The sequence below is a fragment of the Verrucomicrobiia bacterium genome, from assembly GCA_035577545.1.
GTDB lineage: Bacteria > Verrucomicrobiota > Verrucomicrobiia > Palsa-1439 > Palsa-1439 > Palsa-1439.
In genome coordinates this window covers 1-23,668 of sequence record DATLVI010000002.1, presented here as the reverse complement: position 1 = coordinate 23,668, position 23,668 = coordinate 1, and the positions used below count along the sequence as shown (strand labels likewise).

Here is a 23,668-nt window from a genome sequence, read left to right as displayed (position 1 = left end):
TACTAATCCACCGCCCTGTGGGAGGGGTTTTCAACCCCGATTCTCTGTTCGCTTGCGCTTGCGCAACGCCCACCCGCAACGTACTATTCTTCCACACATGGAAACCGAAATCATGACGGTCCGGGAGGTCGCCAATTATCTCCGTTTGAGCGAGAAGACCGTCACCCGCATGGCGCAGGAAGGCCAGATCCCCGCGCAAAAACTCGCGCGCCAATGGCGCTTCGAGCGCGGCTCGATCGACTCGTGGATGGCCAAGCGCGCCGCGACGCCGGTTAACGAGCAACAACTTTCGCCCGAGGACACGGGCCTGCCCCCGGAGCTGACCGTCGCCAACGCCATTGTGCCCGCGCGCATCAACCTTAACCTCACCGCGTCGGATAAGAACGGCGTGCTGCGCGAGTTGTGCGCGATGGTCCTCGACCCGAGCGAGGGGCGCCTTTTCGAAACGCTCTTCGAGGCCCTCAGGGCGCGCGAAGATTTGTGCCCCACCTGTGTCACCGAGGGTGTCGCCATCCCGCATGCCCGCAACGCCCTCGTCGGCCTCGTCGACAGCCCCGTGCTCGCGTACGGACGGCACAACCAGGGCATTGACTTTGGCGCGCTCGACGGCAAACCCGTTCATCATTTCTTTCTGCTCTGCGCCCCGAACGTTCGCCAGCACCTGCAACTGCTCTCGCGACTCGCGCGGCTCGTGAACAACGCGGACTTCCGCGCCAAATTGATGACCGCGAAATTGCCCGACGACGTCCTCGCGTTGATACGCGAGGCGGAAGAACGCCTCGTGCCGCACTGACCCATGCGCTTTCCCATTTATCGCCCCCGCCGATTGCGGCAAAACCCACGGCTCCGCGCCTTGGTGCGCGAAACGGAATTGTCTGCCGCCGACCTCGTCATGCCGCTGTTTGTGCGCGAAGGTTCGCGCCTCCGCAAACCAATCAGCTCCATGCCCGGCCAGTTCCAGCTTTCCGTCGACGAACTCGTGAAAGAATCCGAGCGTGCCGCGAAGCTCGGCGTGCCGGCGGTCATTTTGTTTGGGATCCCCGACAAGAAAGACGAAAAGGCGAGCGGGGCCTACGCCGCCAACGGCATCATTCCGAAGGCCGTGCGCGCGTTGAAGAAGGAATTGCCCGAGCTCATCGTCATTTGCGACGTGTGTCTCTGCGAATACATGAGCCACGGCCATTGCGGCATTGTCCGCAAGTCAGGAAAAAACTTTCGCATCGACAACGACGCCTCGCTGAATCTGCTCGCAAGATCTTCCGTGGCCTATGCCGCCGCGGGCGCCGACATCGTCGCCCCGAGCGACATGATGGACGGACGCGTCGCCGCCATCCGCGCGGCGCTGGACGAAACCGGTTTTGCCGACACGCCCATCATGAGCTACGCGGCGAAATTCGCCTCCGCCTACTACGGCCCGTTCCGCGAAGCCGCCGAGTCGCCCCCGCAATTCGGCGACCGCCGCACCTACCAGATGGATTTCGCCAACGCCGACGAAGCCCTGCGCGAAGTCGCACTCGATATCGAGGAAGGCGCCGACATCGTGATGGTCAAGCCCGCGCTCGGTTACCAGGACCTCATCTGGCGCGTGAAAGAAAAGTTCCGCTATCCCGTCGCCTGCTACAACGTCAGCGGCGAATACGCCATGCTCAAAGCCGCCGCCCAAAACGGCTGGCTCGACGAAAAACAAGCCGTCCTGGAAATGCTCACCGGCTTCCGCCGCTCCGGCGCAGACATCATCCTGACCTACTGGGCTCAACAAGCCGCCAAGTGGTTGAAGGAATAACTATCTTTCGATAGTCACGATCTTCAACTGTGCATCACCAGTGTGAACTGGATCAACCCCTAGCTATTCGCGCGCCTCCCACGGTGGCTTAAGATCGGGTAGTGGTGGGACTTTTTTACCTTGCAGGAGCTTCTCAACTCTTTCGCGTGTGTTGAAATCGGGTAAGGCAAGGGCAAGGATACGAGTGCGTCCCCGCAATAGTAGAAGGTGGAGCATGCTTCCTTCAAACTGCCTTTCGACTACAGTCCAACCTGAAAGACTCTGATAACTCAAATCACCAAACTGTTTGCCGGAGAATAAGCTAATGCCTCTTTCGCGAAAGCTGATCTCGTTGCAGCGGGCCGGATGAGTAACATTTAGCCAGTGAAGCCAAGTGAAAAAAGATGTGATAGGAATCGAAAGACAGAGAAAAGCAGCCGCTGGAATAGTGTCTAATTGAAAAAGATGCAGTAGGAGCCAGGGGAGGATTATAAAGCCGAAGCACCGGGCAAAGAACCAGGCTGTTTTGGCGAGCCGAGGCAACAACGGCTCGGCCACGACGAGGCTTGTCCGGTAACGAGGCCAATCTTTCGACTCGACCCAGTGTACAATGGGTTGGGGAAATCCTTCTGGTCTCCAACCCGACCGTGATAGATCGTGCGGACCCATGACGATCGAAGCTTGGGAGCAAATGAAATCCCTTATAGCACGATAACTTTCAACGTTGGGAAGACAGACAGCTCCGATCTCGAAATTTCCTCTGGACGTAAACATGCTGATACTTCCGTTGGACGCCCGTGAATTGTCCTCCATGCGAATGATTTCCGTATAAGCGATTCGCATAATTCGAGTTCGAGCAAACCCGCGTGGAAAGAAAATGGCATCCTCAGTTAATTCAAGTTTACGTGGAGATACGATACGGCGAGTCCCCATGATTATTGCTAAAAACGCGAACATCGCACTCAAGGCAATGAAAGCGACGAAAAGTACGCTCGAAGCGTTCTTGGCCAAATGCAGCATGAAAACTGATAACCCTCCATAAAAGAGTGTTCCAATAATCACTGCACGCCACGGCAAGTTATAGTCATATCGGAGGGTCATGGGGCTAAACTCTTTACTCGGACAGATTCTACTTCGTGCAAACGAGCTCCCGCCGCTCCGGCGCCGACATCATCCTCACCTACTGGGCCCAACCCGCCGTCAAGTGGCTGAAGGAGTGGCCGCCGCCTAGCCGCAAGGCTTAAGCCTGCAAAACTCCTATCGTGACTTCGATTTTTCCATTGCGGGTGTACTCCCAATCCATCATGGCAAAGAGATGTCCATGCGATAGAATTCCTGCGGCGGAATCGGGTTGGTGTCCGTGATGGTGACTTGGCTGCCATTCGTCACAGGGCCTGCGTAGCTTGTCAGGGGCAACCAACTGCCGCTCACCAGGTCCGTGCTGAACCGCGGTAGGTAGCTGCGACCCGAAGTAAGCGGAGTGAAAAACAGGTTGTTCTGCGAGGGCTGGTTCGTAACGCCGGCGATGCTGAGCACGAACACCGAAGCCGGGTTCGTGGGATCGAGACCGGCCACGTATTTGAAGAAATTGTTCTGGCCGGTGCCGTCGGCGTCGCAGGTGGCGCAAGAGGAACTGTTGGTGGCCGCCGCGGTGCCGAAATACTGGATTCGCCACCAGTCGGGAATTCCATCGCCGAAGCTATACGGCCCATTGCCGGCGACGACGCTGACATCATCCAGATCAACAAAACTGGGGGCGTTACGACCGGCAAACGAGATGGTGGCCGTCACTCCCGTGGCTATCACCGAAAAATCGAAATTCGACCAGCCGAAATTGCTGTTGCTGGGAGTGATTTGCAAGAGGGGGTTCCCATCCCAGCTGACAGTCAGGAACGAACTTAAATCTCCCTCTGAGTTGTTCACCCAAAAGTTAAAGTCATACCGGACGCCTGGCTGGGTCAGCACCTGTTGAGACAAGGTGTCATTGAGACCTTGGTTCGCGCCGAAAAACGCGTCATAGTTCCCCGAATGTGGGTTGTCGTTGGTTATTACCAAAACGCTTCCGGAAGCCGCTGGTGTCCGCGTCCACCCACTGAAATTCCCGGTCTCAAACCCTGGATTGGCTACCAGGTTTTGTCCGTTGGTTGCCTGACCGTAAAGCTGGCACTCCCAAAAACCGGCGATTCCATTCAGGGAGGTGACACTCGTCACCCAAACCCGAACGTAACGGGTGGTGGCGATAAAGTTGTTGGTGGTATTTCCAACCGATGCGGCGCTGGGCACCAGGGTGGTGTAGTTCGTGTCGTCATTACTGACGTCGATCTCGTACGTGTATGACCGAAAGCCGGCACCGAACCAATCGATTACTGCTCGGTAGATGTTTTGTGTCGATCCCAGATCCACTCTCCACCACTGGGGATAAGTCCCATCAGCGGCGGACCATCGGGTCGAGATGGCATTACCGTCGTTGGCATTCGTTGGGACGTTTCCCGCGGAGAAACTGCTGGCGATGGCCGGCAGGCCCTGGGAGACCAATCCCGTCGGATTCGTTTGACCCAGGACAGCCGGAGTCGAAACACTGAGCGCTCCCAGGCAAAGGACCAAAGTGATTCGTTTCATGAAGTACCCCTCCATGGGAGCTGTACGTTTAGACGTGAAGCAGGACAGGTCGGTCGCATTCGGGGAACTCGTCCTCGTTCGGATGAAGGATACATCGATACAGCAGTCAGTTAGTTCGACTTCGACTGGCTTTTGCCCATTGCGACCAGCCGAATGGCACCAGATCAGATCGCTCTGCTCGTCAGCTAAGAACAAGGTTCTTTGGTACCAGACCCAGACCGCCAGTTCAAGCCAAATCGGGGCCGTAACGGCAACAGTAAAGGGGTCAACGCTTGACACTTGACGAAAAAACGGGTCAGTCCGCTTTTTATAATGGACGCCTCATTTGACCACCCGCTCCGCCTTCCTTTGACACGCAAACCTCGTTGTCACCGCGGCCGACTGAGTACACTGGACAGATTCTCTTTGGTGTAGCACGCTCCCGCCGCTCCGGCGTTTACCCGCCTCCGGCGGCGCCGACATCATCCTCACCTACTGGGCCCAACAAGCCGCCAAGTGGTTGAAGGATTAGTTGGCGATCGCCTCGCGAAGTTCTCTGAGAAATTTCGGCACAACTACAAAAGGATCGTAGTTTCCGCCGCTGGGCGGAGACAATGTCTCAATCGGAAGATAGCCGCGATAGCCGGAGTCGCGGACGATATGTACCAATCGTTTCAGGTCGGTGGGACTGGCATCTTCGGCTTCCACGCCCAACGGACTTTGCTTGATCTGCCAGTTTACCGCGTAGGGCGCGGCCTTCGCAATCTCCGCATACGGGTCGGCCGCTTGGAACTTGCCGGTATCCACGATGGCACCACACCACGGCGAATCAATGCGTTTGAGGAGACTGATCAGATTGTCGGCGGTCTTCAGAAAATCACCGTGGTTCTGGACGCCGATGATCACGCCAAATTTTGCGGCGTGATCCGCGCACTCGCGAATATCGGTGGCGATCCATTCCTCCACCTGGTCGCGTGTCGCGCCCTTCGACGCTGTTTGCCACGTCTGCTCACGCATCTGGGTGTCGGCAAACACGCGCAGCACGGGCGCGCCAAGCTTGCCCGCCACCTCGCACCAATTCTTGATGCGCTGCACGTCTTTGGCGCGCGCGGCCTTGTCCGCCGCCGTGATATTATTCCTTATGCCCGTGCCGCTGATGCCGAGACCAAGATCGAACGCCCGTCGCTTCAGCTCGAAAATATATTTGTCGGTGGGTACACCCGGACCATCATTTTCATAACCGGGGAAATAATAACCTGTGACATCGAAGCCGTCGAAATTCTGCTTCGCACAAAAATCGGCGAGGTCGAGCAGACTGATGCCCGCGCCGCGGCCCTGAAGATGGTCGTTCAGCAGCTTGTTAAAGGAGTAGGCATTGCAAGAAACCTTGAGTGCCGAGGCTCCCACCCTTTTGATCGGCTCGAAGGCCATGGCCGAAACGGTCCCCATTCCGATGCCTGCAGCGCACAAAGGCAGGACGGATGCACTTTTGATAAAATCCCGTCTGGTTAGTTTATTGCTCATTTTTCGCTTGGGGAGCAAAGCCCGGGGGAGAATATCCTGATTTCGTTCATTTGGTCAATTTGGATGATGGCAGCCGGTCCTGCCGTGATAGACTTTTGATTCTGTCGACACTATTCTCATCATCGAATGAAAGTACGCAATCTCCTTTCAGCGTTCATCACGACAGGCTTTCTTGCAACGCTGCCGGTTCTGGCGCAGGACGGCTGGGTCAACCTGTTCAACGGAAAAAATCTCGACGGCTGGGAAGAACACAGCGGCAGAGCGAAGTATACCGTTGAAGACGGCGAGTTGACCGGCGAATCGGTTTCCGGCACGGGCAACAGTTTTCTTTGCACCAAGCGGACGTACGGAAGTTTTGAGCTGGAACTGGAGTTCAAGTGCGACGCGCTGCTGAATTCGGGCGTGCAAATCCGCAGCGAGGTTTTTCCAGATATGCGGACGCTAAACATTGGCGGCAAGGAAATCAAGGTCCCAGCCGATCGCGTTCACGGCTACCAATGTGAAATTGACATGGACGTGGCGCGCGGCCGGATGTGGACGGCGGGCATTTACGACGAAGCGCGGCGCGGCTGGCTGTTTCCCGCCGATGGCGAAAAGGGCAAGCAGGGCCTGGCGTTCTCCGAACAAGGCCGCGCAGCCAGCAAGAGCGGGGAATGGAACAAGCTTCGCGTCGTCGCGAACGGACCGTCCATCAAGACCTGGCTGAACGGCGTGGCGCGCGCTGAGATCAATGACAGCCTCACGCTGCGCGGTATCATTGGCTTGCAGGTTCACGACATCGGCCAGGACCCGAACAAGGTCGGGCTGAAAGTTCGCTTCCGCAACCTCCGCATCCGCGAAATCGAATCTGATCCCGCCGGCGCCGCGCCCAACACACTGACCGAACAGGAAAAAGCCGACGGCTGGCAATTGCTCTGGGATGGCAACACTTCAAACGGCTGGCGTAGTGCCAGGTCGGAAAACTTTCCCTCAAAGGGCTGGAAGATTCACGACGGTGTGCTGGCCGTCCACGAAAACGGTGGTGAGGAGTCCGCCGGTGGCGGCGACATCATCACGCGCAAACGCTACGCGAATTTTGAACTTGTCGCGGATTTCAAGACCACCATCGGTTGCAACAGCGGCATTAAGATTTTTGTGCAACCCAATCTTTCGCCGGTTGATCCGAAGACCGGCACGAACGCGGCCGTCGGCTCGGCCATCGGCATGGAATTCCAGATTCTCGACGACGCGCATCATCCTGACGCCAAGCTGGGCCGCGACGGCGACCGCACGCTGGGTTCGCTTTATGATTTGATTCCGGCGCCCGCCGATAAAAACGTCCTGCCGGTTGGGGAATGGAATCACGCGCGGATTTTGTCGCAGGGCAAGCGCGTCGAGTTCTGGCTTAACGGCAAGAAGACGGTGGAGTTTGAGCGCGGATCGGCTGCGTTCCGCGACGCGGTTGCCAGGAGTAAATTCAAGAACATCCCTGATTTCGGCGAATGGGCGGATGGCCATATTTTGTTGCAGGAACACGGCAGCGAAGTTTCCTTCCGCAATGTAAAGATTCGTGAACTGCATTGACCGGCCACCGCCGTGGCAACCTGGCGCAAAACTGAATCTACCACGGAGAGGATCGTCCCCGCATACTACATTCGCAACGATCAGGGCGCGTCGTCAAATCTTGCGAACCGTACCCATTGTGTCAATACTAAGGACTGACCCGTTTGCCCTACCAGTAGCTGTCATGACAGTGCGCGCTCATCGAGCCAGTCGACGTAGAGGCGGCGCTCCGCAAAAAGCCATGAACCGTCCATCTTTACAAAGGTATCAAGATAGCGCAGCGAGGCGACCATCAAGCGTCGCTTTTCACCGTCGACTGTAATGTGATGCGCCAGGCAGTAGGCTTCCCCGGTGGCTCGGTCGCCCGTTAGCGAGAAGATAGTGCTTTGCCCGACGAAGTGTGTGGTGGCCTCGTATTTGTTCAGCTCTGCGAAAACGGGAGCGAGCGCCTCGCGTGAGTGCAGATCCTGTGAGGCCGCCGGATCCTTGGCATTCATGTATACCACGAAGTGGGTGTCGGTAGTAAAGAGAGCCATCTGGCCTTTCGCATCGCGGCGATCGGCGCAGTGGGCGTAGGCCTCGACGAGTTCCCGGATAGCGAGGCGATCCGCGGCTTCAGTGGGTGAGATGGTTGCGTGTTTCATGAACTGGTATTATTTCGATTTGTTCAGGAACGGCAAGAGCGTTCATTCGAGGATGGCTCGCGGTTCGAGAAGCCGCATTCCTGTGGCGCGCGCCGGCCCGCTGTTCGGAAATGCGATGGCGAGCGCTGTCGGGATCGCCTTGCCGAGGTCGACATCATCGAGGAGGATGTTGGGCGACCACATTCAAAGCGAGCGGATTACGCGCATCAGGTTTTTGAGCTTGCGGCGTGCGGTGCTTCTGCCCTCTTTGAGATTTTGTTCAAGCGATAGCCCGACAAAAAACGTCACCACCATCTCCGCGATCGTGTCCGGATCCAATTTTGTTCGCTCGGCGCTTATGTTTTTTGCGAGCAATCGCTTCAGGTGACCCAAAGTCATCGTCACCATCTCCTGTGCTTCCGACGGCACCACCGCAAGTTCGCGCATTGAATTGATGGCAAAACAACCCGTTTGTCCATCGGGGCAATCCCGCACGACCTGGAGAAAACGCTCCACGTTCGCCCAGCCCAACGGTTCCCGGGTCAACAGCTCTTTGCCATGACGATTCTCAATGTAATATTTAAGGCTCGCGAGATACAGGTCCTCCTTGCTCTTGAACTCCGAGTAGAGGCCCGATTTGTTGACGCCGGTGGCCTTTTCCAGGGCCTGGATACCGGTGTCTGCAAATCCACGTTTCCAAAAGACGGGCACCGCCTTTTTCAGAAGGCTGTCTCGGCTGAATTTTTTCGGTCTGCCCACGTTGCGCATGTTTCAATATTGCAGATGAGAGCGGCAAGTAAAATGATTCGCGCAAAAAATAGTTGAATCTATTCTGAACCGAACAGTTCAAAATAGCATCGTAATTGCCGGGCATATTGTCCCGATGAAAGAATATGAAAACTCAGGTTGCCTTCACGGATTTAACTCAACGGCCGGCCCGAAGCGTTCGCGCACGCCTGGGTGGTTTTATAATCCTGGCGCGCATGTTGGACAAGGCCGCCAAACCGTAGTACGTCCCTACAGAAAAGGAGGACTAATATGCGCGCAATGAGAGCGGAACAATTTAGTGGTTATGAAGCGTTGAAGCTCGTCGAACTACCAAAACCAGCGGTCGGGGACGGGAAAGTACTGGTGCGAATGACCGCAGCCGGCGTCACGCCGCTCGACCATACGATTCTCTCCGGCAAATTTCCCCACCCCCTGAAGGCGCCACTGGTCCTGGGCAACGAAGGAGCGGGCGTGGTAGAGGAGGGAGGCGGAACGGATTTTCCCGTCGGCTCACGCGTGATGTTCTGGGGCACCTATGGCGCTTTTGAGGATGGAACTTACAGTGAGTGGGTTGCTGTACGGAAGAAGGACCTTTGCCTGATTCCTGATAATGTCGACGACGTGAGTGCTGCAGGCATTCCGGTCGCGTATCTCACCGCGCAGGTGGCTCTTACCCTGGCTGGTTTTCGGGCAGGCAAGACTGTTCTGGCACCGGCGATCGGAGGATCGATCGGCAATGCAGTGACGCAATTGGCGCGCGCCTTGGGCGCAAAACACGCCATCTCAAGCACGACCAATCATGCGAAAGCCGAGCAGGCGAAGACGCTCGGATTCAATGAAGTCGTCGATACCTCCTTGGAGAAGTTGGGTGACGGCGTGCGTCGTATCACGGGCGGTTATGGCGCAGACATTGTCATCGACGGAATCGGTGGCGAAGTCTTGAGCGAGGCGCTCGGAACGCTCGCGTCGGGAGGAAGCCTCACAACACTGGGGTATTCCGCAAGCCGTAAGACAACCATTGACGTGACAAATCTCATCGTGCCACAGGCCAGCATCCGGGGTTTCAACATGTTTGCTCAGCCGCAGGCGGCTGTTACCGACGCATGGAACGTTATTGTCTCCCTGCTTGGGTCCGGCGCAATCAAACCGATCGTGGCTAAGACCTTCCCTCTGGCCGAAGCGGCTGATGCTCTACGTTACCTCGTTGAGGGCCGACCCTTTGGCAGAGTCGTCCTCACAATCTGACAGGCTCTGATGAGAGGCGGGGCGCTAGCCTGGCTAACAAACACAACCGACGACAAAGAAAGGACAAAACATATGAGCAATAACAATGGACAACAATTGGCGGGCAAGGTTGCGGTGGTCACGGGAGGGTCGCGTGGCATCGGTGCGGCGATTGCCAGGCGTCTGGCCGCGGACGGGGCGAGCGTTGCCGTTACCTACTCCAAAGGTGTAGACGCCGCCACGTCGGTTGTTAAAGCGATCGAAAGCACCGGCGGAAAGGCGATTGCGATCCAGGCAGATGCCGCTGATGCCGACGCTGTTAAAGCTGCGGTCGAAAAGACCGTCGCGACCTTCGGACGACTGGATGTGCTGGTGAACAATGCCGGCACGGCCATTCCAAAGAAGTTCGAGGAGGCCACGCTCGAGGAGATGGATCGTGTAATCAACATCAATGTCCGCGGCGTATTTGTTGCGACGCAAGCGGCGTTGAAACATATGAGGGACGGCGGTCGCATCATCACGATCGGCTCGTCCGTGGGCGAGCGTGTGCTGGTGCCCGGCTTGGTGCCCTACGCGGCAACCAAGGGGGCAGTGAAGATTTTTACACAGGGATTGGCCAGAGAGGTTGGGAGCCGGGGCATTACTGTCAATAACGTCCAGCCCGGTCCCATCGACACGGATTTAAATCCCGCCGCGGGTGATTGGGCGGCGCCACAGAAGGCCGTCACCGCACTCAACCGCTATGGACATGTTGACGATATCGCCGCGATGGTGGCATTCGTCGCCGGTCCGGAAGCCTCTTACATCACCGGCGCGAACCTGACAGTCGATGGCGGCATGAACGCCTAATCGCCCCTTCGCAGGCAAAGAGGGGGCTGCCCGAGATGCATTGATGGCTCTGCATCCAGTCGGCGCTTGCAAAGGGCGAGGAGATCATCGGGGTCATCGGGGTCAACTCTGTACTCTGGACAGATTCTCTTTGATACAGACCGGCTTCCGGCGCCGACATCATCGCACCTACTCGGCGCAGCAAGCTGTGAAGTGGCTGAAGGAGTAATTGCCGTGCGTAGTCGCAGGCTTCAGCCTGCGTATTGCGAATACTAGCTCAACTGGAAGAATTTGTAGACGAACCAGCCCAGCACCAATACCGCGACCGCGCCGAGCCCCAGCACCACCCACATCCAAATATTGGTGTTGCCACTTTTCTTGCGGCCGAACGGGGAGGAAGAGCCGAACGCGGGGGGTGGGCCACCGCCTTTGCCAACTTGGGCGATGTCCACACCGGTTTGCGTCGGCGGCAACGGCTGGCTGGCTTTCTTGATGTCCGACTCGAACCGCATCTCGACGGAGCCCATGCGGACCTGGTCGCCGTTGTTCAGCTTCGTCTCTGTGATGCGCATGCCGTTCACGCGCGTGCCGTTGGTGGAGTTGAGATCGCGAATCTTGTAGCCGTCACCTTCGAGGACGAACATCGCATGGTGATGCGACATGGTGCCGTCTTCCATGCGGACCAGATTGTCCAATCCGCGGCCAATGGTCACGCGTTCCTCGAGCAGGTCAAATACCTTGCCCTCCAACTGGCCCGACAGGATATGCAATTTCGGCATTCAGTGATCTCCGTCTGTAACCGGCTAAAACCGTCCTGCATGATGCTTGCTAGTTTCGACCAAGTCAATTTTGATTTTTAATCGCCCGCCATCGCTCGCCCGGCCAGCCAGCCAGTCGTCCAGGCCGACTGGAAATTGAAGCCGCCGGTGATCCCGTCGATGTCCAGCAACTCACCCGCAAAGTAAAGGCCCGGGCAAATCCGGCTCTCCATCGTCTTGAAATTCACCTCGCGCAAGCGTACCCCGCCGCAGGTGACAAACTCGTCCTTGTTCAGGCTTTTGCCGGTCACCGCTGCTTCCGTGCGAATCAATTGCTGGACCAGCCGGTGTTGCGCCGCGCGTGTCAGCCGCGACCAGCGTGTGTCCGGTTCGACACCCGCCGTCGCGACGAGGCGTTCCCACAGACGGGCGGGCAGGGGAGCAATGGGCGTGTTGATGACCAACTTGGCCGGTTGCTGTTCACGGCGCGCGTTCAACTCTGCCGCAATCTCTTCCGCTCCGAGGTGCGGCAACCAGGCCAAATGCAACGCGAACTTGTAGTCGCAGGCATGCAGTTCGCGCGCGCCCCACGCCGAGAGACGCAAAATCACCGGCCCGCTCAATCCCGTGTGCGTCACCAGTACCGCGCCCCTCTCTCGCAACCGCGTGCCCGGCACCGATGCCTCCACCGACTCAACCGAAATCCCCGCCAAACCCCGCAACCACGCCGTCGCCGAGTGGAACGTGAACAACGACGGCACCGGCGGTTCCAAAGTGTGCCCGAGCGAAACCGCCAACTGTCCCCCCGCCACCGTTCGACACCCGCCCGTCGCCAAGAGCAACCGGTCACAAGACTGCGTCTCGCCATTCGACAACGTCAGGTCGAATCCACCTTTCTCACCCTTCACCCCGCGTTCCACCCCGCAATGCGCCACCAGTTTCACACCCGCCGCTTTCGCAGCGCCGACAAGGCAATCAATAATCGTTTCTGAAGAATCACTGGTGGGAAACATCCGTCCATCGCTCTCGGTCTTCAGTTTCACCCCCCGTTCCTTGAACCACGCGACCGTATCACTCGCCTGAAACCGCTGGAACGGCCCAATTAACGCCCGTTCCCCGCGCGGAAATCGCGTCGTAAATTCCCGCGCATCGAAACAGGCATGCGTCACGTTGCAACGTCCGCCTCCGGAAATGCGCACCTTGGAAAGAAACTGCGCCGACTTCTCCAGAATCGTCACCTCCGCCTGCGGCATCGCCTCCGCGCAAGTGATCGCCGCAAAAAATCCAGCCGCCCCTCCGCCCACCACCATGACGCGTCGCGAACTCATCCGTACCACGCCCCTACTCGGGGCTAACCCGGCGGCGCGATTCCTTTTTGGCGCCGTGGTGAGACTTGTTATCCAGCATGCGTTGTTTGGCGCGACGGCTGCGTTTGCGTTTTTGGCGGCGAATTTTTTCAACGCGGGAACGCTCCGCATCAACGAAACCTTTCTTGAACGCTTCGATTTTGTCGAGCAGGAGACGGCGCGCAAGAAAACGGTTGAGTGCCTGCTGCCGGGTGTCCTGGCATTTGACCTGAATTTGCGTCGGACGGTGGATCAACATCACACAAGTGGACACCTTGTTCACGTTCTGCCCGCCGTGGCCGCCCGAACGGACAAACGTCTCGTCTATGTCCGCCTCGCGCACGCCCAGCGCCGCCATCCGCTGGTTTAGCTGGCTCTCCTTTTCCGGGCTGACGGGAAACGCGCTCATGGGAACAGCGTATCCGGCCTCCGCATGAAAGGCAATCGACGGATTCGTGTTGGCAGCGTTGTTGAGGATGAGTAGCATGCCGCGATGCAAAAGCTACCGGACAGCGTTCGGATGGAAGTGGGACGGGGCGGGCTGAAGCGCCTGGTGATTCAATCGATGCAAGCGGAGGCGGAAATCTACCTGCACGGCGCACATGTGACCAGGTTCCAGCCGAACGGACAGAAACCGGTGCTGTTCATGAGCGCGAAAAGCATGTTCGAGCCGGGCAAACCGATCCGCGGCGGCGTGCCGATCTGTTTTCCATGGTTCGGCGCGCGGCAAGACGGGCAGCCCGGTTCCCCGCACGGATTCGCGCGGTTGATCGAGTGGGAACTTGTGTCGGCGGAGCAAGCCAGCGATGGGATCGTAGAGGCTCGGTTGCGTTTGGTATCCAGCGAAGCCACACGCGTGATGTGGGACGGGGAGTTTGAAGCGGAGTATCGGGTAAGAATCGGCTCAACCCTCGGGTTGGAGTTGTACGTGAAAAATACCGGCGACCAGCCGTTGCGTATTGAGGAAGCCCTGCACACCTATCTGGCGGTCAGCGATGCACGGCAGGTAAGCATTGAAGGATTGGCGGGTTCCACTTATCTCAACACCGTCGCCCCGCCTCGCACGGAGACGCAAGACGCTGCCCCGATTCGCATCACCGCCGAGACGGATCGGATTTATTTTAATACGCAAGTCACCTGCCTTGCGCATGATCCCGGTTGGCAGCGCCGGTTGGTAGTGGAGAAAACCGGCTCGAACGCGACCGTCGTGTGGAACCCCTGGATTGCCAAGGCCAAAGCGATGCCTGATTTTGGCGACGATGAGTGGCCCTTCATGCTCTGCATCGAAACCTGCAACGTTCGCGAAAATGCCGTCACGATCGCGGCTGGCCAATCCCATATAATGGGGGCGACGATCCGCGAAGAGAAAATCGGCGTTGAATAATTACAGACCCCCTTCGTCCATGCATGCGATGACCATGGAAAGGTTTTGTTGAAATGAAAATACGATTCTTGAGTTTTCTGTGCGCGGTCGTAGGACTTTCGTCGCTGGCGGCGAACAAGTCGGTCGCCAGCAACGTAAGCTTTTCGATCAGCGTGTTCGACGCCCCATTGGGGCGGTGTGGTAGTTGGGTTGACCGGCCCGGCTACGGACGCTGCTGGCACCCCGCGTACGTGTCGTCTGAATGGCGTCCGTATTGCGAGGGTTATTGGTTGTGGACGGACGGAGGTTGGTATTGGGTCAGCGATGAACAATGGGCCTGGGCCACCTATCACTATGGTCGTTGGGTGGAGGATTCCTACTACGGCTGGGTTTGGGTGCCGGACACGGAGTGGGCTCCGTCGTGGGTGTCCTGGCGCGAGGGAGATGGATACGTCGGCTGGGCGCCGCTGCCGCCCGGGGCTGGCTTCGGCCCGCAGGGATACGTGGTCGTACGGGAAGAGGCGCTGCCGCCGCGCGCCTTCGTGTTTATCGAAATCGGTCATTTTTGCGAACCGATTCATCGCCGCGCCGTGGTCGTGAACAACGTCACGATCATCAACAAGACCCTCAATATCACGAAAATCACCCGCGTCAACAACGTGGTGGTCAACAACGGCCCGAAGGTTGAAACAATCCAAAAGGTCAGCTCGCGCAAGTTGACCGTCCCGCCGCCGCGTGTCGCCGTCGAACACCGCGGCGTGGAGCAACCCCGCGAAACGTCACCGAAGACTCCAAAGCCACCGGCCACCGAGCCGTCTCATCAGCCAGCGAATGAAGAGAAGGCCCGGAAGCACGAGCCGGAGATCATTCGCGGTGGCTCGAATAATCCGCAGCAACCATCCGGGGCGCCCAGTGAAACGGAAAAGAAGCAGCCAGAGAAACAGCCGATCGAATCGCAACCCGCCGAGAAGCCGCACGGCCAACCACCGCCCAGCGAGAAACCGCGCGTCGCCCCGCAACCAACCGAAAAACAGCCACCACGCGGCGAGACCCGCAAAGAAGAGCGCAAAGACGAGAAACAAGACCGCAAGGACGAAAAGGACAAGAAGGGCGACCAAGGCGGCAATTAGCCCAACGCCATTTCGCGGCGACTCACACTCAGCAGTTCACGAAGGCGCCGGCTTGTTCACCAGCCACATGTTCTCCGTCACTGTCCGCGGATTGGCGACCCATTCACCGTGACCGTCGCCAAACGTATAGCACGCGCCGTTATTATGCCGCACATAATCCAGAATCGTGTTCTGGTTGTTCTCCACCAGGTCCATGTAAAATTCCCCATTACCGTCCTTCTCCTCACCGAACAAAATCGTGCCGCTGGCGTCGGGCAAGCTGTCCAATAAAACGGAGTTGGGCGTGTTATAGGGAATGACGTCGTTGAAACCGTTGATGATGTAGCCGGTATTATTGTTGGTGTTGGAATAGGGATCGGCGTTTCGCTCGGTGGCATCATGCGACGCCGGGCAGTAATAAATGCCGGTGTTGTTGCCGACATACGGACGAAACGCCGCCGGCCAGCGGTCGTCCCCTCCCAGCCCGCGCGCGGGCAGCCACCCGTCATGGTCATCTGCAAACATCCGCGCCGCGAAATAGAGTTGCCGCTCGTGGTCGATGCATTGCGCCCGCAACGCCGATTGCTTGGCCTTTCCCAGGGCCGGCAAGAGCAGCCCGGCCAGGATCCCAATGATCGCAATCACAACGAGCAGTTCAATCAACGTGAACCCCTCGTAACGTTCAAAAACCGCCGGTTCCCTTTGCTTCATTGTTGTACGCCCACTCCTTGAAATATATTGTGTGCGGAAAACTTCAGCCAGTCAAGTTCACTGGGCCGCCAAACCGGCGGAACCCTGTAACCGTTCCCGCAGGCGGCTGAAACGCGCCGCCGTCTTGTTGTTGCGAATCGCAATCGCGAGGGCCTTCTTCGAGCCGACAAGAATGACCAATTTCTTCCCGCGCGTAATGGCCGTGTAAAGCAGGTTGCGTTGCAGCAAAATAAAATGTTGGGTCAGTAGCGGCACAATGACGCACGGATACTCGTTACCCTGCGACTTGTGGACGCTGATCGCGTAGGCGGGCAGCAATTCATCCATATCCGTGAATTCATACGGGACCTCCCGCTCATCGATCTGGACAATTACCTGCTGTTCGATCAGATCCAGGTGTTTCACCCGGCCCAGGTCGCCGTTGAACACATCCTTGTCGTAATTGTTGCGCACCTGCATCACCCGGTCACCGACACGGTACGTCCGACCGAGGCGCTGTACGTTCGGCCCGCTCGGGTTCAGCGTGGCCTGGAGTTCCCGATTCAGATTCTCCGAGCCGCACACTCCCTTGTGCATCGGCGTGAGCACCTGCACGTCGCGCATCGGGTCGAACCCGAATTTCTTCGGCACACGCTCGCTGCAAAGCGTCTTGATGGTGGACAAAACCTTCTCGGGGTCTTCCTCGGCGATGAAAAAGAAGTCGCTCTCCTCCGGCGCATCGAGAACGGGCAACTGCCCTTCATTCACGAGATGCGCGTTCGTGATGATGAAACTGTTCTTCGCCTGCCGGAAAATTTCTGTCAGCCGCACGACGGGAACGCGGTTCGAATCGATGAGGTCGCGGAGAAAATTCCCCGGTCCCACCGACGGCAACTGGTCCACATCGCCCACAAACACAACCGACGCCGTGAGCGGAATGGCCTTCAAGAGGTGATGGGCGAGGGGAATGTCGAGCATCGACGTCTCGTCGATGATGATGATGTCGCCTTTGAGCGGACTCCGCTCGTTGTGCGTGAACCCGCCCTCGCGCGGCTCGTATTTGAGCAGGCGGTGGATCGTTTGCGCCGCCGCGCCCGTCGCTTCGCTCATTCGCTTGGCGGCCCTTCCCGTTGGGGCCGCTAGCAACACCTTGCTGTTCTTGGCCTGCAGGATTTTGACGATGCTGTTGACGATCGTGGTCTTGCCGACACCCGGGCCACCGGTAATCACGCAAAGCTTCGACGTGAGCGCGGTCTTGATGGCGTTCCGCTGCGCCGCGGCGAGTTCCACGTCCGTCTTCTGCTGCACCCAAACCAGCGCCTTGTCGATGTCGATGCTCGGCAGCGTGATCGGCGCGGCATGCAATTCATGGACCTTGCTCGCGACGCCCCGCTCGGATTTGTAAAGCCCGGTCAAATAAACGTAGTCACTCTCGACGATGACCTCGCCCGCGAGCGCCAACAGGTTGATTGCGTTCTCGACCGGTGCCATCTCGACGTCGAGCAATTCCCGCGCGTGTTCAATGAGCTGCTCGCGCGGCAGGCACGTATGGCCCTCATCCGTCGCGCGGACTAGTGTGTGGACCACTCCCGCTTTCAGTCGATGAATGGAATCCTTCTCGATGCCCACCTTCGCGGCGATACCGTCCGCCGTGCGGAAACCGATGCCGGTAATGTCCTTCGCAAGTCTGTACGGGTTTTCGCGGACCACCGTGATGGCATTCTCGCCGTATTCCTTGTAAATCTTCGCCGCATGCGCGCTGCCGATGCCGTGGCCTTGCAGGAAGATCATGATATCGCGCACGCTCTTCTGCGCCGACCACGCTTCCTTGATACGCTTGGCCCGCTCCGGCCCGATCCCTTCCACTTCGCGGAGTCGCCCCGAAAACGAATCGATCACCTCCAGCGTCTTCTCGCCGAATTTATCCACGATGCGGTCGGCAAACGCATCGCCGATACCCTTGATCAACCCGCTGCCAAGGTACCGCTTGATGCCGACAATCGTGCGCGGCAGCACCGACTCAAACCGCTCCACCGCAAACTGCCGCCCGAACTGCTTGTGGTTGATCCAACGCCCCTGCGCGCGCAACGTCTCCCCCACATTCAGCGCCGCCAAATTGCCGACAATCGTAACCGGCTCCACCCGCCGCGCCCCGCTCTCCGGCAAAAGCTGCGCGACCGTGTAATGGTTCTCCTCGTTGGAATAAATAATCCGTTCGAGCGTCCCCTCGACAGTCTCCAGCGGTTCATTGGAAGGCATCGCCATCTTCGCTCACAATGTTAACAAATCTCATCCAGCCGCGCTTGCGAAATCCCCAACAGCGGTCGGTCGCCGTGCCGACACAAACCGGAAAAACGAACCGGATTCACTTTTCCGCGCGCATTTACGCAAGCAACTGTGCGGCCGTATGTTACAAGCGTATCTGCCAATTTTCCAATCCGGTTCGTTTCGCAAAAACACATGTTTCGAGGTCCTCCTCGTCCGCCATAGCCTTGGCGACGGCGGATGCTCGTGACTCCTCTCGCCTCTCCCCTCCGGGGGAGAGGGTTAGGGTGAGGGGAATCTGCCGCAATCCGTCCTCTCGAGCCAGGCCACGGCGTGCCGCCATTCGGCGGCATCCGCGGTTCCGAGACCGGGACTCTGTCGCCGTGCCGGCACACGCCCCGACCGCGTACATGGCCTGAAGGTGGGTTTTCCACCCCATTTTGCCTCTCATTTTGGGTTCGTTTTCGGCAAATACACCCACTTTAGGCCCCCAAATTGGGTTCGTTTTGGAAAACGAACCCAATTTATTTTCTTATTTCAAAATCCATAAGCCCTTGCAACCATGGCAAATACGCGTGCATTTTCGCAAAATCAATTTGGGTTCGTTTCGCAGAAACACATGTTTCGAGGTTTTCCTCGTCCGCCATAGCTTTAGCGACGGCGGATGCTCGTGACTCCTCTCGCCTCTCCCCTTGGGGGAGAGGGTTATGGTGAGGGGTATCCGAGCCCCCAATCCGTTGCTCCACCGCCGTGCCGCATCGGCTTTCAACTGATCCTTGGTCATCGCACGTATTATATCATTATCGGAATCCGATTGCCAGAAGAATTTGTAGTGCAGCACTGGTTGCACGAACAGCCGCTACCTAGCCTTCGTGGCAACCCTTGCTGAGGGGGTGGGGCCTGGAGATCATTGAAAGATGTTTGTGCTTTGCTTGCATCTCTATCAGGCGTTTAATAAAGCGTTTAGAGGCGCTAGCACGTGTTGAGCGGAATCATGAAAACGACAGCACTAATTCTCCTGGTGAGCTTGGCACTCGTCGGCTATGCGACGGCGGACAATCTTGTGGATCCCAAACTGGCACAGAAGGCGGAGGTTATTCTTCGCGTCAAGCTTCTCGCGCAGGGCGAAGCTGACAAGTATGCATGGTATGAGGTTGAGATTCTGAAAGTCCTCAAGAATGAGTCAGGAGAGACGTTCGATAAGAGATTGAAGGTTGCCGCATACAGTTGGAGGCCGGGAGTCACGGAGGGCGAGTCCACCGTATACTTGGAGCGATACAGCACGACGGACAAAGGGCTGTGGAAATTAATCGGCGGCGAAGCCGACACTGGAGTCTCTACGCACCCAGTGGAGGCGCATTCTGGGACCGATCTTGCCGCCTCGATGACGGACAAGCAGATTCTTCGGGCTATCGGTTATGATCCAGACACACTGACATCCAGCCGCAACGACGGCAAGGACGGCTACAGTATGGTCTACTCTAACGAGACGACGCTTGTATTTGTTACGCGCTCTGTTGTTTCTGGCGTCATCGTTCTTCGAATGCGGCCAGAAGAGCAGAAGCAAGAGTGGTTGCTAGGAAAACCGTAGAAATCTAACCTGCCCTCGGAAGTTCAAACCGCAACGTTCGCAAACCGTCCAAAGGGGGGACTCCTTTTTTGTTCTTTTCGTGTCGTTCGATCAGGCGTTTAATAGAATAAGCGTGAAGACTTATCTTAATCCCAAGGTTCTGACGATGCTGGGACTGCTGCCTTGGTTGGTATACTTTGTGGATGTTCGCAGTCAGGGCTACCCGCAGTTCGTCGTACTTCCTCTCTACGCGCTCTACCCTGGGCCCCTTCACGAAGTTTGGACTCGCACACCGGAAGTTTACGCCATAGGGATCGCCGTCGGTGCGATTCTGCTGCTACTGGGCCTGGGAGGCCTTGTTCTGAAACCGAAACGGCTCGCGTTTGTAGCAGCGGTCATTTTCGACGTGAGCATATTGGTTTTGGTTATTGCCGTTTGTATCCGACATGGGTTTGAGAAGGTCTAGGAATTCCATAGAGCCAGCCTGCTATTTCAAACCGCAAGGTTCCCAAATCGTCCAAAGCGGGGAGTCCGTTTTTGTGCTTTCCTCGCGGTCCCATCAACGGCTTAATAAGATGATGGTGTTGAGGCCCGCGTATCGAGGTTGACACATTCGGGAGCGCGGTCTACGCTGAACTCAGCGTACGGAGTTTGTCCTAATACACTGTTGGGCGAACAAATGCTAAACCTCTGGCCAGCCCTGATTACAGGAGTGCTCCTTGCCATCCTTGGCTATTGTCGGCGAAACGTGCGCCTACGCCTTACTAGTTCTCGACGGCAAGCGAACGAACCAAACAACAAGGATGAACTGCGTAAGTCACTCGATGAATTGATCGACTTCCTCACGAAGCATGAGCTATTCAGATGGGTCTCGCACCTACGCCAAGTTCGGACCGAGCTTGGTAGTTTGGACACAGAGCAAGGAGCACTATCACGCCTTAGCGATATGTTCGGCGGCATGGGTTCGCTAAACGATCTTGTGTTCGATACGAGGGAAGTAGATCAAGAATGCGGCCGATTATTAGACGCCGTGTTCCGCGACATGAAACTATACTTTGGCACAGAACAGCATCGAGCTCTTTGGAGAAAGCTCGAAGAAGAGCACAAGGACGACGAGATCCCCCCGAGGGTCAATCACGCATTTCGGAAAGAGTAAAAAAATAGGTGCAGCAAATGCGAGTCCTCCCCATCGCATGACGTAATGCGATTATACGAAACGCGCCAATGCACGCATTCACACAACGGCTTGCCGAGCGAATTGAGCAGCCACAGCCGGAGGAACCGCGGTTACAATCGCGTCAATTCCGCCACGGCCTCGCAGTGCGCGGTTTGGGGGAACATGTCGAACGGGGTGACGCGCTCGAGTTTGTAGCCGGACTTGATCAATTCTTTGATGTCGCGTGCTAACATCGCGGGCGCGCATGAGACGTAGATGATCTTCTTGGGCTTTTGCTCGCGCAAGGTCTTGAGCACCACCGGCGCGCAGCCGGAACGCGGCGGATCAAGAATCAAACACGTCTCATCGAGTTTGCATTGGCGTAGCGTGTAAAACAGCAGCCGCTCGGTCTTGCCCGGATAGAAATCGTAACTCGTCAGGCCAAGTCGCTTGGCATTCTCATTGGCCGCCTTGATCGCTTTCGGGTCCTCCTCGATTCCATAAACATGCTGCGCGCGGTCCGCCAGCATCAAGGCGAAGAGGCCCACGCCGCAGTACGCATCGACCAGAACCTTGCAGCCGCTGGCGGTGAAAATATTGCGGGTGTGTTTCAGCGCCAACTCGATGACCTCGCGGTTGACCTGGAAGAATGAACCCAGGGGCACCTGCAACGTCTTGCCCAGAATGGTTTCAGCAATTGTGTTGTGGGTAATCGGCAGTTCGGCGTCAGGATCCTCATCGAGCGAATCGACATGCGTCCGCCGAGCTTCCGAGTAGGACCAAACTTCACCCATCGCGTTGCTGCGGATGGTGACGTGCACATCTTCCAGCGATTGCTGGCTGATCTCCGCGAGCTTCGCGTTCACTTCCTCGCGAGCGATGGGACATTGGTCGATGGCGAGAATTGACCGACCGCGCGGGCTCCAGAAACCGGGCTTGCCGGGCCCGTGCACGACAATTTTATTGCGGTAATGGTAATCGCGCGGCGAACCGACCACCGCTTCGATGGGCGCGTTCTGGATTTTTCCGATGCGCCCGAACACATCAGCAATCTGTTTGCGCTTCAACTCCAACTGAAACGCGTACTCGATGTGCTGGTACTGGCAGCCTGCACACCTCATGTAATACGGACAGCGCGGTTCAACCCGCCGCGGTGACGGCGTGATCACGCGCACGAGATCCGCCGTGGCATAGCGACGCTTGACCTCCACGATCTCCACTTCCACCCGTTCGCCTTCCACGACGAAGGGCACGAACACCACAAAGTTGTCCACGCGCCCGATACCGTCGCCGCCAAACGCGACCGTGGTGATGTCGAGTTCGACGCGCTGGCCGGGTTGGAGAATGGGAGTTGTTTCTGTTTCCATGTGCGGGGTGAATCCTAGACGCGGACGGCTGCGATTACAAACCGCTCGTGCGGGAATCTTGCAGGATGCCGTAACTGCTGGCCAGCGACCAGATCCACGCCAGGAAAAAGAGCGCCAGCCCGAGGAAACAAAGCCCCGAGTGCGGGCCGAAATCCTCCGGCAGACTCCCCAGTTTTATCCCCGTCCGCACAAACGAAGACGCCCACACCATCATCAGCACAAAACCGGTTTGCGAGACAACCAACTGCAACACACCTTCCAGTCGGCGCCCGGCCGCGAATGTGCCCACTCCCGGCAGAACCAGATTGCCCAGGACAAAGCCCCAGGCCTTCTGTCGACTGCGTCCGTCCCCGGCGGGTTGCTCAAGGATTTTGGGCGGGAGGTTGGACGCCAAAGATATCCTCGTAAGCGTACATCAACGCGGCCTGGGCGATTGCCGAGGTGACGAGCAGACCGACACAGCAGGCCAGAACGCCAGCCAGCGCCACCAGAGCGCAAACAATCAGAAACCCAAACATCAACCACCAGTGCTTGGTGACCACCTTGCGGCTCAGTTCCATCGCGGGCCAGAAATCGATCTTCTTATCCATCACCAGCGGCAGGACAAACACCCAGCTGACCGCCAGGTAAATGCCAGGCAGAATGCAGAACACCATCCCAACACCGCTCAATAATCCGGAAACGAGCTTGGCGAGCATCAGCGGCACGAAGGCCGTGCTGAATCCGATGAACGCATCGCCAAAAACGGCCGGCTGTCCCCGGATCTTTTTCAGGTAGAGCGCATACAAGCCGCCCATCATCGGACCGCCGATGATCAGCGCAATGAGTATCCCCAAATAAGGGATGCAGCATCCGCTGGCAATGACCCCGCCCACGAACGACGCGCCGATCAAGAGCCAAAAATCGCTTTTCACGAGTTCCCAGCCGCGGCTGATGCACCCTCCGATGTCGATGGTGTAATCTCGCGCCAGGATCTGCGCCGCCAAAGCCTCCGGATCGGCCGCACCCACCACCGGCGGCGTTGTTGGAGCCGCGCCAGCGCTGCTGAGCGTCGCGGCGAACTCAGGAATCTCCGCGAGGGTTTTCCACTCGGTGCTGCCTTCGGGTTGCACCTTGGTCTGCGCGTTGGCGCGGCCTTCACGAATCCATTGATGCACCTGCTCGACCGTGACCGG

General features: G+C 57.6%; 23 protein-coding genes. 9 read left to right on the top strand and 14 right to left on the bottom strand.

All coding sequences use genetic code 11. The annotated features are described in order from the left end of the window. Window positions 1–97 precede the first annotated feature (97 nt). Window positions 98–793, top strand: coding sequence for a PTS sugar transporter subunit IIA (locus tag VNL17_00130; GenBank protein ID HXI82477.1), 696 nt, complete (start codon window positions 98–100; stop codon window positions 791–793). Between the two features lie 3 nt (window positions 794–796). Then, window positions 797–1,783, top strand: a complete 987-nt coding sequence (hemB, locus tag VNL17_00125) for a porphobilinogen synthase (protein ID HXI82476.1) — start codon at window positions 797–799, stop codon at window positions 1,781–1,783. Between the two features lie 63 nt (window positions 1,784–1,846). Here hemB and VNL17_00120 read toward each other — a convergent pair whose 3' ends face one another. From VNL17_00120 to VNL17_00110, 3 genes are all read right to left on the bottom strand, one after another. Next, window positions 1,847–2,863 carry a hypothetical protein gene (locus tag VNL17_00120; GenBank protein ID HXI82475.1) on the bottom strand — a complete coding sequence of 339 codons (1,017 nt, stop codon included), beginning with the start codon at window positions 2,861–2,863 and terminating at the stop codon, window positions 1,847–1,849. A 201-nt stretch (window positions 2,864–3,064) separates the two neighbouring features. Next, window positions 3,065–4,381 (bottom strand): discoidin domain-containing protein, encoded by a 1,317-nt coding sequence (locus VNL17_00115; protein ID HXI82474.1) that lies wholly within the window; start codon window positions 4,379–4,381, stop codon window positions 3,065–3,067. A 507-nt stretch (window positions 4,382–4,888) separates the two neighbouring features. Beyond that, window positions 4,889–5,809, bottom strand: a complete 921-nt coding sequence (locus tag VNL17_00110) for a sugar phosphate isomerase/epimerase family protein (GenBank protein HXI82473.1) — start codon at window positions 5,807–5,809, stop codon at window positions 4,889–4,891. Between the two features lie 201 nt (window positions 5,810–6,010). Here VNL17_00110 and VNL17_00105 point away from each other — a divergent pair, with 201 nt between their 5' ends. After that, entirely contained in the window at window positions 6,011–7,447 is a 1,437-nt protein-coding gene (locus VNL17_00105) for a DUF1080 domain-containing protein (GenBank protein HXI82472.1), read from the top strand. 161 nt (window positions 7,448–7,608) lie between these two features. On the opposite strand, the gene VNL17_00100 is transcribed toward VNL17_00105, so the two are convergent. Genes VNL17_00100 through VNL17_00090 form a run of 3 tightly spaced genes read right to left on the bottom strand, consistent with a single transcriptional unit; the run spans window position 7,609 to window position 8,817 of the window. Then, the gene (locus VNL17_00100; protein HXI82471.1) at window positions 7,609–8,070 is read right to left on the bottom strand and encodes a nuclear transport factor 2 family protein; all 462 of its coding nucleotides are present in this window, start codon (window positions 8,068–8,070) and stop codon (window positions 7,609–7,611) included. A 42-nt stretch (window positions 8,071–8,112) separates the two neighbouring features. Beyond that, window positions 8,113–8,253, bottom strand: a complete 141-nt coding sequence (locus VNL17_00095) for a hypothetical protein (protein ID HXI82470.1) — start codon at window positions 8,251–8,253, stop codon at window positions 8,113–8,115. Next, the gene (locus VNL17_00090; protein HXI82469.1) at window positions 8,254–8,817 is read right to left on the bottom strand and encodes a TetR/AcrR family transcriptional regulator; all 564 of its coding nucleotides are present in this window, start codon (window positions 8,815–8,817) and stop codon (window positions 8,254–8,256) included. A 270-nt stretch (window positions 8,818–9,087) separates the two neighbouring features. Here VNL17_00090 and VNL17_00085 point away from each other — a divergent pair, with 270 nt between their 5' ends. Both VNL17_00085 and VNL17_00080 read left to right on the top strand, forming a co-directional pair. Beyond that, window positions 9,088–10,062 carry a zinc-binding alcohol dehydrogenase family protein gene (locus tag VNL17_00085; GenBank protein ID HXI82468.1) on the top strand — a complete coding sequence of 325 codons (975 nt, stop codon included), beginning with the start codon at window positions 9,088–9,090 and terminating at the stop codon, window positions 10,060–10,062. A 72-nt stretch (window positions 10,063–10,134) separates the two neighbouring features. Continuing rightward, the gene (locus VNL17_00080) at window positions 10,135–10,890 is read left to right on the top strand and encodes a 3-oxoacyl-ACP reductase family protein (GenBank protein HXI82467.1); all 756 of its coding nucleotides are present in this window, start codon (window positions 10,135–10,137) and stop codon (window positions 10,888–10,890) included. Between the two features lie 251 nt (window positions 10,891–11,141). On the opposite strand, the gene VNL17_00075 is transcribed toward VNL17_00080, so the two are convergent. The 3 genes from VNL17_00075 to VNL17_00065 form a co-directional block, all read right to left on the bottom strand. After that, window positions 11,142–11,648, bottom strand: coding sequence for an FHA domain-containing protein (locus tag VNL17_00075; protein HXI82466.1), 507 nt, complete (start codon window positions 11,646–11,648; stop codon window positions 11,142–11,144). A 77-nt stretch (window positions 11,649–11,725) separates the two neighbouring features. Further along, window positions 11,726–12,955, bottom strand: coding sequence for an NAD(P)/FAD-dependent oxidoreductase (locus tag VNL17_00070; protein ID HXI82465.1), 1,230 nt, complete (start codon window positions 12,953–12,955; stop codon window positions 11,726–11,728). 13 nt (window positions 12,956–12,968) lie between these two features. Then, window positions 12,969–13,460, bottom strand: coding sequence for a peptide chain release factor-like protein (locus VNL17_00065; protein HXI82464.1), 492 nt, complete (start codon window positions 13,458–13,460; stop codon window positions 12,969–12,971). Between the two features lie 6 nt (window positions 13,461–13,466). Here VNL17_00065 and VNL17_00060 point away from each other — a divergent pair, with 6 nt between their 5' ends. Then, complete coding sequence (locus VNL17_00060; protein ID HXI82463.1) at window positions 13,467–14,357, top strand: D-hexose-6-phosphate mutarotase; 891 nt, start codon at window positions 13,467–13,469, stop codon at window positions 14,355–14,357. Window positions 14,358–14,410: 53 nt separating this feature from the next. Beyond that, entirely contained in the window at window positions 14,411–15,466 is a 1,056-nt protein-coding gene (locus VNL17_00055) for a DUF6600 domain-containing protein (GenBank protein ID HXI82462.1), read from the top strand. A 36-nt stretch (window positions 15,467–15,502) separates the two neighbouring features. Here the strand turns inward: VNL17_00055 and VNL17_00050 are convergent, their stop codons facing one another. After that, window positions 15,503–16,156 carry a type II secretion system protein gene (locus tag VNL17_00050; protein HXI82461.1) on the bottom strand — a complete coding sequence of 218 codons (654 nt, stop codon included), beginning with the start codon at window positions 16,154–16,156 and terminating at the stop codon, window positions 15,503–15,505. Window positions 16,157–16,213: 57 nt separating this feature from the next. Next, window positions 16,214–18,394 (bottom strand): ATP-dependent RecD-like DNA helicase, encoded by a 2,181-nt coding sequence (locus VNL17_00045; GenBank protein ID HXI82460.1) that lies wholly within the window; start codon window positions 18,392–18,394, stop codon window positions 16,214–16,216. Between the two features lie 1,000 nt (window positions 18,395–19,394). Between VNL17_00045 and VNL17_00040 the strand changes: the two genes are divergently transcribed. Next, the gene (locus VNL17_00040; protein HXI82459.1) at window positions 19,395–19,991 is read left to right on the top strand and encodes a hypothetical protein; all 597 of its coding nucleotides are present in this window, start codon (window positions 19,395–19,397) and stop codon (window positions 19,989–19,991) included. Window positions 19,992–20,103: 112 nt separating this feature from the next. Beyond that, window positions 20,104–20,436 carry a hypothetical protein gene (locus VNL17_00035; GenBank protein ID HXI82458.1) on the top strand — a complete coding sequence of 111 codons (333 nt, stop codon included), beginning with the start codon at window positions 20,104–20,106 and terminating at the stop codon, window positions 20,434–20,436. Window positions 20,437–21,257: 821 nt separating this feature from the next. On the opposite strand, the gene VNL17_00030 is transcribed toward VNL17_00035, so the two are convergent. The 3 genes from VNL17_00030 to VNL17_00020 all read right to left on the bottom strand — a co-directional run. Beyond that, entirely contained in the window at window positions 21,258–22,493 is a 1,236-nt protein-coding gene (locus tag VNL17_00030; protein HXI82457.1) for a class I SAM-dependent RNA methyltransferase, read from the bottom strand. Window positions 22,494–22,527: 34 nt separating this feature from the next. Next, window positions 22,528–22,887, bottom strand: a complete 360-nt coding sequence (locus tag VNL17_00025) for a hypothetical protein (protein ID HXI82456.1) — start codon at window positions 22,885–22,887, stop codon at window positions 22,528–22,530. After that, window positions 22,856–23,668: GYF domain-containing protein (locus tag VNL17_00020; GenBank protein ID HXI82455.1), on the bottom strand; the 813-nt coding region annotated here is incomplete at its 5' end. The genes VNL17_00020 and VNL17_00025, both read right to left, overlap by 32 nt.